Genomic DNA, 16,244 nt, shown 5'->3' with positions numbered 1-16,244 from the left:
GATAGAACGGAACGACGGCGATGGACGCCTCCACTGAGGACAGGAAACCGTTCAACCTCTCGCGCTGGGCGATCGGCCATCCGAGCATCGCGCGCTTTCTCTTCGCGCTGATCCTCATCACCGGCGCGCTTGGCCTCGTACGGATGGGCCAGCGCGAAGACCCGGAATTCACCTTCCGTGTCATGGTCATCCAGGCCGTCTGGCCCGGCGCATCGATCGAGGAGATGCAGGACCAGGTCGTCAACAAGATCGAGCGCAAGCTGCAGGAAACGCCGCATCTCGATTTCGTCCGCTCCTATACGCGCGCCGGCAGTGCCATCATCACGCTGCAGGTCGAAGGCGACACCAATGCCGAAGAGGTGGCCGACGCCTTCTACCAGGTTCGCAAGAAAGTCGGCGACATCGACAACGAGCTGCCGGACGGCCTCCTCGGCCCCTATTTCAACGACGAGTTCGGCGACACCTTCATCACGCTCCATTCGATCAGCGGCGACGGCTACAGCTATCCCGAGCTCAAGAAGTTCGCGATCCAGGGCCGTGACATGCTCTTGACGACGCCCGGCGTCGAAAAGGTGTCGATCATCGGCGACCAGCCGGAGAAGATCTATATCGACGTTTCGTCCAAGACGCTCGCTGAACACGGGCTAACGCTCAACGATCTCCGCAGCGCGATCGTCGGCCAGAACAATGTCGATCTCGCCGGCTCTGTCGATACCGGCACGCGCTCGGTGCGCATTTCCGTCGAAGGCGGCGTCGACCGCGCCGAGGATATCCGTCAGCTGAGATTGCGCGCCGGGAACCAGGTGATCCGGCTCGGCGATATCGCCAGCGTCACCTCGGGGCTGGAAGACCCATATCAGCGCAAATACCGCTTCAACGGCCACGACAGCGTCCAGATCGGCGTGGTCATGGCCAAGGGTTACAACGTGACCGACGTCGGCAAGGCGGTGGAAGCGACCTATGAGCGCTTCGAGTCCGCGCTCCCCTACGGCGTTTCTGTCGACCAGATCGCCAACCAGCCGGAGGTCGTGACCGACGCCATCACCGAGTTCATGCATGCGCTCGGCGAGGCGCTGATCATCGTGCTCGTCGTCTCTTTCCTGTCGATCGGCTGGCGCTCCGGCCTCGTCATCGCGATCGCCATCCCGCTCGTGCTCGCCGCCACCTTCGCGATCATGTACGAACTCGGCATCGACCTGCAGCGCATCTCGCTCGGGGCGCTGATCATCGCGCTCGGCCTGCTCGTCGACGACGCGATGATCGTCGTCGAAATGATGGAGCGCAAGCTCGAGGAAGGCCTTGTGAAAATCGAGGCCGCGAGCTTCGCTTACTCCTCCACCGCCTTCCCGATGCTGACCGGTACGCTGATCACGACCGCAGGCTTCATCCCGGTCGGCTTCGCCGAGTCGACCGCTGGCGAATATGTTCGCTCGCTCTTTTACGTCGTCGGCATCGCGCTGGTGGTCTCCTGGTTCGTGGCCGTCTATTTCACGCCCTGGCTCGGCTACATGATCCTCAAGCAGCGCCATCATGCCGGCAGCCACCATGACGTCTTCGACACGCGCTTTTACCGGCGCTTGCGCGCGACGGTCGGCTGGGCGGTGCGCCATCGCGTCATCGTGCTCGTCATGACGCTCGCGACCTTCGTCGGCAGCCTCTGGGCGTTCCAGTTCATCCCGAAGAACTTCTTCCCGCAGTCTTCGCGGCCGGAAATCCTGGTCGATCTGTGGCTGCCGGAAGGAACCAGCATCAAGGAGGTCGAGAAGCAGGCCAAGGCTCTCGAAGCCCGGATGATGGATGACGAGGACAAGCGCTTCATCGCCACCTATATCGGCGAGGGCGCGCCGCGTTTCTTCCTGCCGCTCGACCAGCAGCTTCGCAATCCGAATTTCGCGCAGCTCCTCGTCATGGCGAAGGACGAGCCGGCCCGCGAACGGTTGATTACCAAGCTGCGCGCGGTTCTCGCCGAAGACTTCCCGTCGATCCGCACCAAGGTCGACCGGCTGTTCCTCGGCCCGCCGACCGGCTGGCCCGTGCAGTTGCGCGTGATGGGGCCGGATCGCGCCGAAGTGCGCCGCATCGCCGATCAGGTAAAGGCGAAGTTCAACGAGAACCCGCTGCTTGGTGCCGTCCACGACGACTGGCTGGAGCCGGTGCCGGCGATGAAGCTGACGATCGACCAGGACCGCGCCCGGGCGCTCGGCGTCACCTCGCAGCGCATCCGCCAGATGCTGCAGGCATCGATGTCCGGCGTGCCGCTCGACAATTTCCGCGACGGCGAGGAAACCGTCTCGATCGTCGCACGCGAGCCGGACGGCAACCGCCAACTGCTTTCGGCCGTCAACTCGGTTTATGTTCCGACCGACTTCGGCGGCTTCGTGCCGGTCTCGCAGGTCGCCAAGGTCGTTCCCGTCATGGAACAGGGCATCGAATGGCGCCGCGATCGCCTGCCGACGATCACGGTCCGCGCGACGCTCCCCGACGGCGTGCAGTCGAACGACGTAACGATGAAGCTTTATGACGAGCTTCAGGGGCTGAGAGACAGCCTTGCCCCCGGCTACAAGGTCGAGATCCAGGGCGGCGCCGAGGACAGCGCCGAAAGCCAGGCCTCGATCGCCGCCAAGGCGCCGATCATGCTCGTCGTGATTGTCGTGCTGCTGATGGCGCAGCTCCAGCACTTCGGCAAGGCGATGCTGGTGCTCGCGACCGGTCCGCTCGGCATCATCGGCGCGGCCGCCGCGCTCTTGATCAGCGGCGCCCCCTTCGGCTTCGTCGCCATTCTCGGCGTCATCGCCCTGCTCGGCATCATCATCCGCAACTCGATCATCCTCGTCGACCAGATCGATCAGGACATCGCGGCAGGCATGGAGCGCGCCGAGGCGATCATCGGTGCGGCGGTTCGCCGCTTCCGGCCGATCATGCTCACCGCACTGACGGCCGTGCTGGCGCTGATCCCGATCTCGCGCGGCGTGTTCTGGGGCCCGCTCGCCTACGCCATGATGGGCGGCATCCTCGTTGCGACGGTGCTGACGATCCTGGTGCTGCCGGCCGGCTACGCACTGTTCTTCGGCCGGGAGCCGAAGCGGAAAGCGGAGCCGGAAGCCGCCGAGCAGCCCGAAGAGGACAACGAGGAAGAGCGCTATCCCACGCCGATCGCGGCCGAGTAAGCTCCGGCGCTCTTATTCCTGATGCGCCAGCCGGAAGGAAAACCGGCTGGCGCATGGTCGTTTAGCCCAGGTGGTGGCGCTCCTGGAGGCCGTAGACCGGCGTCGAAATGCCTTCGCAGCGGGCCTTCAGCTGCAATGAAAGATACTGCGAATAGTGCCGCGACTGATGCAGGTTGCCGCCATGGAACCAAAGCGCCTCCTGTTGTGTCGGCTTCCACATGTTGCGCTGCTCGCCCTCCCACGGACCGGGGTCCTTCGGCGTATCGGAGCCAAGGCCCCAGACCTTGCCGACCTTGTCGGCGACCTCCTTCGAGATGAGATCGGCCGCCCAGCCGTTCATCGAGCCATAGCCGGTGGCGTAGACGACGAGATCGGCCGGGAGCTCTGTGCCGTCCTTCAAGACGACGGCATCGTCCTTAAGGTGGCTGACGTCGGAGCCGGATTTCAGCTTGATGCTGCCGTCGATGACGAGATCGCAGGCGCCGACATCGATGTAATAGCCGGAACCGCGGCGCAGATATTTCATGAACAGGCCGGAGCCGTCGGCGCCCCAGTCGAGCATGAAACCGGCCTTTTCCAGATCCGCATAGAACTCGGCATCGCGCTCGCGCATCTTCTCGTAGAGCGGAATCTGGAACTCGTGCATGATCCGGTATGGAAGCGAGGCGAAGATCAGGTCGGCCTTGCGCGTCGTCATGCCGGCGGCAACCGCCCGTTCGGAATAGAGGTCCCCGAGCCCGATATCCATCAGCGTGTCCGAGCGCACGATGTGCGTCGACGAACGCTGCACCATCGTCACGTCGGCACCGCCTTCCCAAAGCGCCGCGCAGATATCATGCGCGGAATTGTTGGAGCCGACGACCACCACCTTCTTGCCACGATAGGCGTCCGGACCCGGATGCTGCGACGAATGCTGCTGTTCGCCTTTGAAGACGTCCTGACCTTTCAGCTTCGGACTATTCGGCTTGCCCGACATGCCGGTCGCGAGCACGAGCTGCTTCGGCCTGAGCACGACTTCCTCGCCGTTGCGCTCGACGACGACCGTCCACTCCTTCGCCTCCTCGTCATATTTAGCCGACTTGCAAGTGGTCGAGCCCCAGTAGTTGAGCTCCATCACCCTGGTATACATCTCCAGCCAGTCGCCGATCTTGTCTTTCGGCGCGAAGACCGGCCAGTTCTCCGGGAAGGGGATGTAAGGCAGGTGGTCGTACCAGACCGGGTCGTGCAGGCACAGCGACTTGTAGCGCTTGCGCCAGCTGTCACCTGGCCGCTCGTTCTTCTCGATGATGATCGTCGGCACGTTCAACTGACGCAGACGCGCGCCGAGCGCGATGCCGCCCTGGCCGCCGCCGATGATGAGGGCGTAGGGCTGCGTCCCGTAGCCGAGGTCGGCCGCCTCCCGCTCGCGCTTTTCCTTCCATGTCCTGCGATTGGGATCGTGACCGTGCTCGGCGCCGAGAGGCCGCCGCAGGCCTTTCGGCTCCTCGTGCCCTTTGAGCTCGGTCATCGTCGTGAGAAGCGTCCAGATCAGGCCGTCCTTCAACCGGATATGGCCATAGCCCCGCGCCGCGTCCGTCTCGAATTCGAACCACCCGTCGGTCACGCCGTCCCCGCCGCTCGCCTGTTCGTTGGCGTCCTGCCGAAACAGCGCCGGCTTCACCGCTGCGAGCTGGCTCGCCAGCATGTCGCGGATCTGGTCCCGCCCCTCCATCGTCCTGATGTTCCAGGTAAAGGTGACGAGGTCGCGCCAGTAGCAATCCGCCTGGAACAGATTGACGGCGGCCTCAATATCGCCCTGTTCGAGCGCTCTGCCGAGCTTGGCAAGGGCATTGTCGATGCGGGTATTGGGACTTTCTTCAAGCATGAGAGCTCCTCCTTTTCGCTTGGCTTGCCTGCTGGCGACTCCTCTTTCGCCGGCAAGGGTGTTCCTGCGCAGCGCTGCCGCCGCGGTCGAACAGCGATGTGCAATGGCCGTGCCAAGCGTCGCAGCCAGGAAAAACGCAATGTTTTCAGGGACAGGAGGAATTAGGACTGTTGCACGCCTCCACGCGGCCGCCACAAGTGAGGCGTCCGACCTGTTGCAGGCGCCGCCGACGCCTGCAACGCCGCCCGTCCAATCAGACGCGCAAGGGCTGCTGTGGAGCTTTGAGTTACCGCATGCATGCAACCTTGCGCCGGCAGGGCGCTCTTACCGATGCGGCTTCAGGTGATAGCGCCGGATCTGGCGATGGACCGTCGAGCGGTCGAGGCCGAGCCGCCGCGCCGCCTCGGAGATGTTCCAGTTGCAGGCGTCGAGCATCAGTCTCAACGCCGTGCCGGCATCATCCGCATCGTCCGGCGCAGCCCTCGCGACGAGATAATCCGGCAGATCGCAAACGTCGATGACGCAGCCTTCAGCGAGCGCAGCGGCAACGGCGATGGCGTTGTCGAGTTCGCGAATGTTTCCCGGCCAGTCGTGCGCCTTCAGCGCGACAAGCGCGGCCGACGAGAGCGTCCGTTCGCCGGCGGCATGGGAATGTCGTTCTAGCATCTGCTCCACCACCCAGTCGAAATCCCGTCTGTCTCTAAGCGGCGGAACCGAGAGCGTTGCGGCGTTGAGCCGGTAATAGAGATCTTCGCGAAAGGCGCCCTGCGACACCAGTGTCTGCAAGGGCCGATGCGATGCCGAAACGATCCTGATCTGGACCGGGCGCGGCACGGTGCCTCCAACCGGAAGCACCTCGCGCTCGGCCAGCACCCTGAGCAGCCGGCTCTGCAGCACAAGAGGCATGTCGCCGATCTCGTCGAGAAAGAGCGTGCCGCCGTCCGCCTGTTCGATCAGGCCCTTGCGGCCCTTGGCCGACGCGCCGGTGAAGGCGCCCGGCAGATAGCCGAAGAGTTCGCTCTCGATCAATTGCTCCGGGATCGCCGCGCAATTGATGGCAACGAAGCGGCCCGCAAGGCCGCTGCCCTCGTGGATGGCGCGCGCCAGGTATTCCTTGCCCGTCCCGGTCTCGCCCTGGATGAGGATCGGCAGCGCCGTGCGGGCGAGTTTCGCGGCCTTCGCCTGCAACGCGACGATTTCGGGCGCATCGCCGCCGAGCCGGCGCAATGGCGGCGGGATCTGGGCGCGCGAGACGCCCGGCGCGCGGATGCCTGAATGCGGCTCGATGGCATGCGCAAAGAGCGCATTGCCGTCGCGGGCGAAAACGAGCCGTTCCTGCGTCGGCCGGCGGCGCGTGAGCTCCGGAAGATCGTCGATCTCCAGGTCGAGGAAGCGCGATACCGGCTCGCCGATCAGCAAGCGCGGATCACGCCAGTCGAGCCCGGTCGAGCGGGCAAGGATCTTCGCCCCGCCATGGGTCATGCCGGCGATCCGCCCGAGACCGTCGATCGAGATCGCCGCCTCGGGATCGACGTCGAGGAATTCCGGCGAGCGCGAGAACCTAAGCACCCATTGATGCCGCGCCTGGGCCATCAGATTGGCGAGCTCGATCCGCCTTGCGCTGGCGGTGACCAGATGAAGCGCCAGGTTCTGGCTTGCCTTGAGGATGGGGGAACTCAAGAGCGAGATGTCGAGGACGGCCGAAAGTTCGCCGTGGATGTCGTAGATCGGCGCCGCCGTGCAGGAGAGCGGCGTATGCGTGTTGTCGAAGTGGTCGCTCTGGTGGATCGTCAGCGCCTCGCCCGTCTCGATGCAGGCGCCGACGGCGCAGGTTCCGGCGCGCCATTCGGACCATTCGGACCCGAGATAAAGGCCCGCCTTGCGAAGGCTGTTGTTGAAGAGCGGATCACCAAGGAACTCGACGGTCACGCCCTGCCGGTCGGAGAGCAGCAGCACGTAGTTCTGCCCCGCCACTTGCCTGAACAGATGTTCGAGCCCGGAACGGGCGATCGTGATCAGGTCTTCCGATTGCTGGCGATGCTCCTTGAGCCGCGTCTCCGGTACGATATAGGCCTCGCAAGCCTGCGCGGGGTCGAGGCGGTGATGCTCCAGGCAGCGCCGCCAGGATTTGACGACCATATCGTCGCGGCTGCTCGGAAGGCCGCGGCCGACGCGCTCGATTTCGCGGATATGGTCGGAATGTGAAAACATGACCGCCTCCCAACGACCGCCTTCCTCCCACAGCGCCGCGCGTTTTATCAGACGCGCAAAGGACGCTGTAGCACTTTGAATTGCTGCATGTCTTTGTCCTTAAATCGAGGTCGATTTAAGAAGACATGCAGTAGGCGCGAGTGTGCGCATGGGAAGCTGAAATGTAAAGGAACGGGAAGGCGGGCGCGCGATGATCCGCCTCGGGCGCCTGTTCCCCGAACACCGATGCGCGACCCGGACTCTGCTTCGTCCGGGCCGGCGCCGCCAAATGTCCTTGATCGGCCGGATCGACCGCGCGCATCAATCGTCGAGGCGGAAGCCCACCTTCATGACGACCTGGTAATGCGCGACCTCGCCGTTGACGATCTGTCCGCGGATCTGGTCGACTTCGAACCAGTCGAGATTCCGCATGGTTTTCGAGGCGCGCGAAATCGCCGTTTCGATCGCCTCGTTGACCGAGGTCTTCGAGCTTCCGATCAACTCTATCTTCTTGTAGACGTGCCCGCTCACAGTAACCTCCTCGGGTTCTGATTGATCCTAAAGCGTCGTGCGTCTTTCCAGACGCATCAAGTTCGCTGTAGCACTCTGAATTGCTGCATGTTTTTGTCCTCCGATTTAAGGAAACATGCAGTATTCCGAACATCGCCCTCGGGCAGCGAAGAATGCGACGGCGTGTGCGCGCGCCGCCAATCATTGAGGACGATGCCGTCAGCATGCGCCCGTTGGGGCGCGATTGCCAGCCGCGGCCTTCGGAAATTGCGGCCTACTGCGCCGCGCGTCTTTTGAGACGCGCAGTGCTCGCTGTGGCACTTTAATTGCGTTCGCCGGTTACCCGCCGCGGATGGAGGAACGCCAGACGAGGTCGGCGTTCAGTCTGACCGAATGGTTGCGCGCGGCAGGATCTTCCGCGTCGTCGCTGCCGAGCCACGTCACCGCCTCCCGGGCGATCGCCTCGACCGGCTGGGCGAACGTCGTCACTTGATAGGACGACCAGGCCGCCTGTTCGATGTCGTCGAAGCCGGCAACGCAGAGCTGATCCGGAATGGAAATCGAGAACTGATGCCGGGCGGCGTCCATGAAGCCGCAGGCGATGAGATCGGTTGCGCAGAAAACGGCATCGGGCCGCTCGCTGAGCGTGAGCAGCCTTTGCGCCAGCACACGGCCGCTTTCATAGCCGGTCGGTCCGTAGCGCTCGACGACGACCTCGAGCCCCATAGCCTTCGCCGCCGCGACGAAGCCGTGCTCGCGCGCCATCAGGCTAGGCGTTCCGGCTTCGGAATTGGCAAAGGCGAGCCGACGGCAGCCGGCGCGCAGAAAGGCGGTGACGAGCCGGCCCGCGGCGGCTGCGTCATCGAGATTGATCCTGAGCGGCCCCTCCTGATCGTCGTCACGGTTGATCAGCACCAGCCTCTGGCCATTCTTGAGACAGAGTTGGGTGAGCGATTTGTCCGGCATTCCCGACAGGATGATCGATGCGTCGGCGCGATACCGGATCGCCTGCCTGAGCGCCAAATCGACACTGCCGTCGGACCGGTCGGTATTGACCAGCATGGCGATCTTGCCGGCATCCTGCAATTGCTGTGTCACCGCCCGGATCAGGCTCGATCGATACGGCGTGCCCATTTCCGAGACGATGAGGCAGACGATGCCGCTCTCGTTCAGCATCAGCCCACGCGCGAGATGGTTGACGTGATAGCCAAGCACCTCCGCCGCCTCCACCACCTTTCGCCGCGTCTCCGGCGAGACGCTGGCGCCGGGCGTGAAAGTGCGCGAAACGGCGGAGCGGGAGACGCCCGCCCGCTCGGCAACTTCCTGAGCGCTGACGAAAGGTTTTTGCGACACGACAGCCCGATATGTTCCATAGCCTTGCACAAAGAATTGCACAGTTTTGCAATTGCGTGCAAGCCATCTGTGCCGATGGACTGGCCACGATATCGAAGAAATATGTTGACAGCCAAAATCTCCTCATGCAGCATTTGCACGCGCTTGCAATAGCGCCCGGCATGGAGGCGCCGGCTCAATCTGGGAGGAAATCATGGGTTTGGTTAAAATGGCTGCGGCAACTTTTGCCGCGGGTGTGACTTTCTTTGCCTTTTCCGCGCATGCCGACGGAAATCTCAATCTCATCTGCTCGGCGGACGTGGTGATTTGCGAGCAGATGGAAGGCGCCTTCGAAAAGGAGACCGGCATTTCGGTCAACATGGTTCGCCTTTCGTCCGGTGAAACCTATGCCAAGGTCCGCGCCGAGGCGCGCAACCCGAAGACCGATATCTGGTGGGCAGGCACCGGCGACCCGCACCTGCAGGCCGCTTCCGAGGGGCTGACGCTCGAATACAAGTCACCGATGCTCGGCGAGCTGCAGGACTGGGCGGTCAAGCAGGCCGAGAGCGCCGGCTACCGCACGGTCGGCGTTTATGCCGGTGCACTCGGCTGGGGCTACAACACCGAAATCTTCAAGCAGAAGAACCTCAAGGAACCCAAGTGCTGGGCCGACCTGCTCGACGCGTCGTACAAGGGCGAGATCCAGATCGCCAATCCGAACTCGTCCGGCACCGCCTATACCGCACTTGCGACGCTCGCCCAGATCATGGGCGAGGACCAGGCCTTCGATTACCTGAAGAAGCTCAACGACAACGTCTCGCAATACACCAAATCCGGCTCGGCACCGGTGAAGGCGGCCGCCCGCGGCGAAACCGCGATCGGCATCGTCTTCATGCATGACGCGGTGGCGCAGGCCGTCGAAGGTTTCCCGGTAAAGTCCGTAGCGCCCTGCGAAGGCACCGGCTACGAGATCGGCTCCATGTCGATCATCAAGGGCGCGAAGAACCTCGACAACGCCAAGAAATGGTACGACTGGGCGCTCTCGGCCGCGGTGCAGTCGAAGATGAAGGAGGCAAAATCCTTCCAGCTCCCGTCGAACAAGACGGCGGAGGTTCCGAAGGAAGCGCCGAAGTTCGAGGACATCAAGCTGATCGACTACGACTTCAAGACCTATGGCGATCCGGCCAAGCGCAAGGCACTGCTGGAGCGCTGGGACCGGGAAATCGGCGCCAACGCGAACTGATCCCCCGCATTCCGGCCGATTGGGCCGGAGCGGATTGGGCCGGCGGCTCCCGCCAGCCGGCCGAAACCTCACCACCGCACACGGAACCGCGCGGTGGTGAGTCTGGCGGCACATGACGCTACACATTCTTGCAATCGGTCGCATCGATGCCTGGATTGACCCGGGCGCGCTTCTCGCGACCCCGAAAGGCCCGAGGCAAACGCGATCCATGGAACACCGCAATCGCAGAATGGATATCGTCCTCGCCCTCGGGCTGGCGGCCTTTCTCGTCCTGCCCTGGTACCGCATCGAGGGCGGCTTCTTCGGCTTCGGCTGGCTTGCCGATTTTCCGGGCAATGCGTCCGTTTCGCCCGGCCTGATGCAGATCGCGAACGGTCGGTGGTGGCTTACGGCTCCGGCGCTGTTGCTCGTGCTCGCCGGTGCGTGCCGCTTCGTCGGTGATGCGCAGCGGCGCGGCGCTCTCCTCGCCTGGACCGGCGCGCTCGGGATCGTATTTCTCGCCCTGCAAGGCCTGGCGATCGGCTTTACCGGCTGGACCTGGACGATCAGCGAAACGCTTTTCGGCACGCTTGCCGACGGGCAGCCCTCGATGGGCGCCGGCGCGGTGCTGTCGGCGCTCGTCTTCGTTCTCTTCTTTTCCTTTGGACTTGCCGAGCGCGGCGTAATGAAGGGCGACGCCTTCGTCGTCAGCGCGATTTCCCTGCTCGTCTTTCTCGTCGCCGTCTTCGTCTTCTATCCGGTCGGCAGCATGCTCGTCGGCGCCTTCCAGGATTTCGACGGCTCGTTCAACCCGGACGGCTTTACCCGCAACATCGTCGACCCGTCGATCTGGAGCCTCGACTGCGTCATCGGCGGAGCGCGCTGCGGCGTCGCCTGGCGCACCTTCTGGCTGGCGATCATGACGGCAAGCGGCTCGACCATTCTCGGGCTCGCCTTCGCTCTCGTCGCCACCCGCACCGGCTTTCGCTACAAGAAGAGCCTGCGGCTCCTGACCGTGCTGCCGATCATCACGCCGCCCTTCGTCGTCGGCCTGGCGCTCACCCTGCTCTTCGGCCGCTCGGGCGTCGCGACGCAGGCGATGGCGGCGCTCCTGGGTGTCGAACCGGGTCGCTGGCTCTACGGCCTCACCGGCATCTGGATCGCCCAGGTCCTGTCCTTCACGCCGATCTCGTTCCTCGTGCTGATCGGTGTCGTCGAGGGCGTCAGCCCGTCGATGGAGGAAGCCTCGCAGACGCTGAGAGCCGACCGCTGGCGGACCTTCTGGCGCGTCTCGCTGCCGTTGATGAAGCCCGGGCTCGCCAATGCCTTCCTCATCGGCTTCATCGAAAGCATGGCGGATTTCGGCAATCCGCTGGTGCTCGGCGGCAGCCACGGCGTGCTGTCGACGGAAATCTTCTTCGCCGTCGTGGGTTCGCAGAATGACCCCTCCCGCGCAGCGGTGCTGGCGATCATCCTGCTCTCATTCACCCTTGCGGCCTTCCTCGCCCAGCGCCTCTGGCTTTCGGGGAAGAATTTCTCGACCGTGACCGGCAAGGGCGACAGCGGCGCGCATGCGGCCCTCCCCCACTCGGTCTCGGTCGGCGTGCATGCGCTGGTCATTCCCTGGGCGCTCTTCACCCTCGTCGTCTACGGCATGATCCTGATCGGTGGGTTCGTGAAGACCTGGGGGCTCGACAACACGCTGACGCTCGAGCACTACATCCAGGCCTTCTCGATCGAATTCCGCGACGGCGCCATTGCCTGGACCGGCGTTGCCTGGAACTCGTTCTGGACGACGATGGAAATCGCCCTCGTTTCGGCGCCGCTGACGGCCGCCGTCGGTCTTCTTACCGCCTATCTGATCGTGCGCCAGAAATTCGCCGGCCGCGAGCTCTTCGAATTCGCGCTGATGATGAGCTTTGCCATTCCGGGCACGGTCATCGGCATCAGCTACATCATGGCCTTCAACCTGCCGCCGCTGGAGATGACCGGCAGCGCGCTGATCCTGATCGCCTGCTTCGTGTTCCGCAACATGCCGGTCGGCGTGCGCGGCGGCGTCGCGGCGATGAGCCAGCTCGACCGCAGCCTCGACGAAGCCTCGTTGACGCTTCGGGCCGACAGCTTCCGCACAATCCGCAAGGTGATCCTGCCGCTGCTCCGCCCGGCGATCACCGCCGCCCTCGTCTACTCCTTCGTGCGTGCCATCACCTCGATCAGCGCCGTCATCTTCCTGGTCAGCGCCGAATACAACATGGCGACCTCCTATATCGTCGGCCTCGTCGAAAACGGCGAATACGGCGTTGCGATCGCCTATTCCTCGATGCTGATCCTGGTCATGATCGCCGTCATTGCCAGCTTCCAATTCCTTGTCGGCGAGCGGCGGCTGAGGCGTGAGAACCGCGTGCAGTCGCTTGCCGCAACCACGCCCGCTTCCCTTCGCCAGGAGAAAACCGCATGAGCATCGAAGGTTCCGTCGTCTTCCAGAACGTCCGCAAGGAGTTCGGCGCCTTCACGGCCATCCCCGACCTGTCGCTGACGATCGAGCCCGGCACGCTGGTGACGCTGCTTGGCCCGTCCGGCTGCGGCAAGACGACGACACTCAGAATGCTGGCCGGCCTCGAGCATCCGACATCCGGCCGTATCCTGATCGGCGGCAAGGACGTGACCATGTTGCCGGCGAACGAACGCGACGTTTCCATGGTCTTCCAGTCCTACGCCCTGTTTCCGCACATGACGGCGCTCGACAACGTCGCCTACGGCCTTGAATCGTCGGGGTTGAAGCGCAAGGAGGCGCGCGAACGGGCCGAGGACGGACTGGCGCTCGTCGGCCTTGCCGGCATGGGTGGGCGCCTGCCGGCGGAACTCTCCGGCGGACAGCAGCAGCGGGTCGCCGTCGCCCGCGCGCTGGTGCTCGAACCGCAGGTGCTGCTTCTCGACGAGCCGCTGTCGAATCTCGATGCGCGGCTGCGCCGCCGTGTCAGGACGGAGATCCGCGAACTGCAGCAGCGGCTCGGCTTCACAGCCGTCTATGTCACCCACGACCAGGACGAGGCGCTTGCCGTTTCCGACCGCATCATCGTCATGAGGGACGGGCACATCGCCCAGGAAGGCGCGCCGCGCGATCTCTACGAAGCACCGGCCTCCGCCTTCATCGCCGATTTCATGGGCGAGGCAAATGTCGTTCCCTGCGATATCCTCGGCGTGGAGGGGGGCGATGCGATGATCCGCGTCGAGGCGCTGACCCATCGCCTGCCGGGGCGCGATATCCGGCCCGGTCCGGCGAAGCTCGCCGTGCGGCCGAACGCGATTACGCTGGAACCGGCGTACAACGGCGCGTTTTCCGGCCGCATCACCCACGCCGCCTATCTCGGAGATCATGTCGAATACGAGGTGAAGACGGCCGCCGGCACGCTCTTCGTTGTCGATCCCGCCGTCGAAAGAGCACTGGCTCCGGCGACCGATGTCGCGATCGGCTTCAAGGAGCGTGGAATAGCAATCATCAGCGGTTGAGCCCGCATTGTTCGAGAAACCGTATTTTCAAGCCATAACCGAGGAAAGTTTCATGACGTCACACGTCCCTTCCGGGCTCGAAGCCCGACTGGCGCTCGCCGAAGCGGTGGCCCGCGAGGCAGGCACCGTCGCGCTCGACTATTTCAACCGGCGCGAGACGCTGGTCATCGAGACCAAGCGGGATCCGCAGGATGTCGTCTCGATCGCCGATCGCGAAGTGGAAATGCTGATCCGTGACCGTTTCGCGGAAGCCTATCCCGACGATGGCCTGCTCGGCGAGGAATACGGCCTGGAGCCGGGAAACTCCGGCTTCACCTGGGTGATCGACCCGATCGACGGCACGAGCCCCTTCGTCAACGGCATGCCGAACTGGTGCGTTTCGATCGCCCTCCTCCATGACGGCGTTCCGGTCGTCGGCGTGATCTCGGCGCCCTGCCACGACGAACTTTATGCCGCAGCACTCGGACGCGGCGCGCGGCTCAACGGCAAGCCGCTATCGCTCGACGCGTCGCGGACCATTCGCAATGCCGTCACCGGCATAGGCGCCAACAATCACGTGACGCCGGCATTCGTCGGCAGGATGGTCGAGAAACTGCTTGAAGCCGGCGGCAATTTCGTGCGCAACGGCTCCGGCGCACTGATGCTCGCCTATGTCGCCGCCGGCCGTCTCGTCGGCTATTACGAGCCCTATATGCACGCCTGGGATTGCCTCGCCGGCTATTGCCTCGTCAAGGAAGCGGGCGGCTGGTACCTGCCCTTCCCTGTCGAGGGCGAGCGTCTGACCAAGGGCGCTGCCGTTCTCGCCGCGGCACCGGGCGCAATCGAAGACCTGCGGAAGGTGGCGGGCATCTGAGCGGCGGGCTCGAAACCGGCGATGGAATTCGGAAGCGTCGAAGCGATCAGGCGCCTCGTCGGCGCCGGGATCGGCGACACCATTCTACCGAGGCTGGCGCTTGACGACGGCTTGCGTCGAAGCGGTCCAGAACGACAAACATAGCCGATTCCAATTGGTTAGGCGAAGATGGCGGCGGAAGTCCTGCGCTTGGGCCAAGACCCGTTGGCTTGCTGCCTCTTCTTCCGAAGCTCGATCGCTCGCTGGCGATGGTTGTCCGCCGGGCCAAACATCTCGATCGCGGCCTCAGGGAAAACGAGGCGCGGATTTCGGATGAACAGTCCTCAAAAACGGGTGTTGCGGGATTTCTTGAATCGGGTCCGATTTGGGCGTAAAATTACACAGCAATTCAAAGCGTTACAGCGACCGTGCGAACTGAGGCAGCGGAGCTGAAACGTAAGGCGCACGCGAGGGTGACGCTTTGGTCAAGCTTCATATGTGGAGGTTGTCATGCCAAACACTCTCATTGCGGGAAAAAGGGCCCAGGACTGGGCCAATCTGGTCCTTGGGGTGTGCCTGTTCCTCTCTCCCTGGGTCATCGGTTTTGCGGCTGAGGCCGTGCCGACCTGGAACGCCTGGATCGCCGGCATCGTACTCGGCGCGCTAGCGATTGCAGCGCTTTCGGCCTTCGCAGAATGGGAGGAATGGGTGAACATGGTGATCGGCCTATGGCTGATCGTCTCTCCCTGGCTGCTCGGCTTCATGGCGAACATGAACGCGATGTGGACACACGTCATCCTTGGCGTGCTCGTCGCGGCACTGTCGGCCTGGGCTGTCTGGGACTACCGGCACCCGCATTCGGCTGCCTAATGCATGTCGCCCAAAAGTGCGCAGCTATTTTGGGCGGGCGACATGCATGAAAACAAAGACCTAGAGCAATTCCAGGAAAAGTGTGTAACGGTTTTCCGTCCGGAATTGCGTAGTTTCAAAGAGTTAGATCATTTCGCTGTTTCAATGAAACAATGAAATGATCTAAGCGCGTCGCATGTGGCCGCGTAATGCGACGCGCTTTAAGAGAGTTCCTTGGGTGCACCTTCTCTTCTTCAAAGAAGCCAGTTCTCCGCAAAGTCAGAGCGCGGCAGCCACATGCGCGCCCGTTGAAGTCTTTGCGCTCGTTCCGCCCTTAGCATCAATCGCCGTCTCGCGCGCCTCGAACGATCAACGTCCTGCGCACAACGCAACCGCGAAATGGGAATAAAGTTCCACAGATCCCTTGCTGTGCGCGCGGCGCTCATTCCCTCGGCCCGCAACTTTTTCCTATTTCAGAGATTGGTGGTTCGTGATCCGGCCACGCGCGGACGCGAGCGCAGATGAAATGGGATATCTCCGCTGGAACCTTCGGTCGTCACATCGGTTGGCCTTATTGAGGAGGCGCAACAATGTTGATGGACGATCTCTGGCTATTGGTAACAGCGGGCGGCGCCTTTGCTCTCGGTGCTGCTATCGCCTATGTGGTCATGCGGCAGAGGCCGCTTCCACCGGCCCTTAAGGAAGCACAGGACCGGAAGGTCCATAAGCTCTACCGGGAATCGCAGGAAGATTCGGCCCCATGAGCCG

11 protein-coding genes are annotated in these 16,244 nt (G+C 63.4%); 7 read left to right on the top strand and 4 right to left on the bottom strand.

What is annotated here, in order from left to right:
- Window positions 1–20 precede the first annotated feature (20 nt).
- On the top strand, window positions 21–3,167 hold the full coding sequence (locus tag QN222_RS24445) for an efflux RND transporter permease subunit (RefSeq protein WP_284005625.1): 3,147 nt from the start codon (window positions 21–23) through the stop codon (window positions 3,165–3,167).
- A gap of 61 nt (window positions 3,168–3,228) precedes the next feature.
- On the opposite strand, the gene QN222_RS24440 is transcribed toward QN222_RS24445, so the two are convergent.
- The 4 genes from QN222_RS24440 to QN222_RS24425 all read right to left on the bottom strand — a co-directional run bounded on the left by QN222_RS24440 (window position 3,229) and on the right by QN222_RS24425 (window position 9,084).
- Window positions 3,229–5,031 (bottom strand): NAD(P)/FAD-dependent oxidoreductase, encoded by a 1,803-nt coding sequence (locus QN222_RS24440; RefSeq protein ID WP_283964648.1) that lies wholly within the window; start codon window positions 5,029–5,031, stop codon window positions 3,229–3,231.
- A 324-nt stretch (window positions 5,032–5,355) separates the two neighbouring features.
- Entirely contained in the window at window positions 5,356–7,242 is a 1,887-nt protein-coding gene (locus QN222_RS24435) for a sigma-54-dependent Fis family transcriptional regulator (protein WP_283964649.1), read from the bottom strand.
- 300 nt (window positions 7,243–7,542) lie between these two features.
- Entirely contained in the window at window positions 7,543–7,752 is a 210-nt protein-coding gene (locus QN222_RS24430; RefSeq protein WP_283964650.1) for a dodecin, read from the bottom strand.
- A 318-nt stretch (window positions 7,753–8,070) separates the two neighbouring features.
- Window positions 8,071–9,084 carry a substrate-binding domain-containing protein gene (locus tag QN222_RS24425; RefSeq protein WP_283964651.1) on the bottom strand — a complete coding sequence of 338 codons (1,014 nt, stop codon included), beginning with the start codon at window positions 9,082–9,084 and terminating at the stop codon, window positions 8,071–8,073.
- A 193-nt stretch (window positions 9,085–9,277) separates the two neighbouring features.
- Between QN222_RS24425 and QN222_RS24420 the strand changes: the two genes are divergently transcribed.
- The 6 genes from QN222_RS24420 to QN222_RS24395 all read left to right on the top strand — a co-directional run bounded on the left by QN222_RS24420 (window position 9,278) and on the right by QN222_RS24395 (window position 16,240).
- Entirely contained in the window at window positions 9,278–10,306 is a 1,029-nt protein-coding gene (locus tag QN222_RS24420; RefSeq protein WP_283964652.1) for an ABC transporter substrate-binding protein, read from the top strand.
- Between the two features lie 208 nt (window positions 10,307–10,514).
- Window positions 10,515–12,743, top strand: coding sequence for an iron ABC transporter permease (locus QN222_RS24415; RefSeq protein ID WP_283964653.1), 2,229 nt, complete (start codon window positions 10,515–10,517; stop codon window positions 12,741–12,743).
- Window positions 12,740–13,795, top strand: a complete 1,056-nt coding sequence (locus QN222_RS24410) for an ABC transporter ATP-binding protein (protein ID WP_283964654.1) — start codon at window positions 12,740–12,742, stop codon at window positions 13,793–13,795. The genes QN222_RS24415 and QN222_RS24410 overlap by 4 nt, the downstream gene beginning before the upstream one ends.
- 52 nt (window positions 13,796–13,847) lie before the next feature.
- Complete coding sequence (locus QN222_RS24405) at window positions 13,848–14,648, top strand: inositol monophosphatase family protein (protein WP_284005623.1); 801 nt, start codon at window positions 13,848–13,850, stop codon at window positions 14,646–14,648.
- 489 nt (window positions 14,649–15,137) lie between these two features.
- Window positions 15,138–15,497 carry an SPW repeat protein gene (locus QN222_RS24400; protein ID WP_283963997.1) on the top strand — a complete coding sequence of 120 codons (360 nt, stop codon included), beginning with the start codon at window positions 15,138–15,140 and terminating at the stop codon, window positions 15,495–15,497.
- 569 nt (window positions 15,498–16,066) lie between these two features.
- Window positions 16,067–16,240 carry a hypothetical protein gene (locus QN222_RS24395; protein ID WP_283963998.1) on the top strand — a complete coding sequence of 58 codons (174 nt, stop codon included), beginning with the start codon at window positions 16,067–16,069 and terminating at the stop codon, window positions 16,238–16,240.
- Window positions 16,241–16,244: the final 4 nt, after the last annotated feature.

Origin of the sequence: Sinorhizobium sp. 6-70, from assembly GCF_030124375.1 — a bacterium.
Taxonomy (GTDB): Bacteria; Pseudomonadota; Alphaproteobacteria; order Rhizobiales; family Rhizobiaceae; genus Sinorhizobium.
Note: the sequence above shows the minus strand (reverse complement) of the source record. Positions and strands in the feature narration are given on the sequence as shown.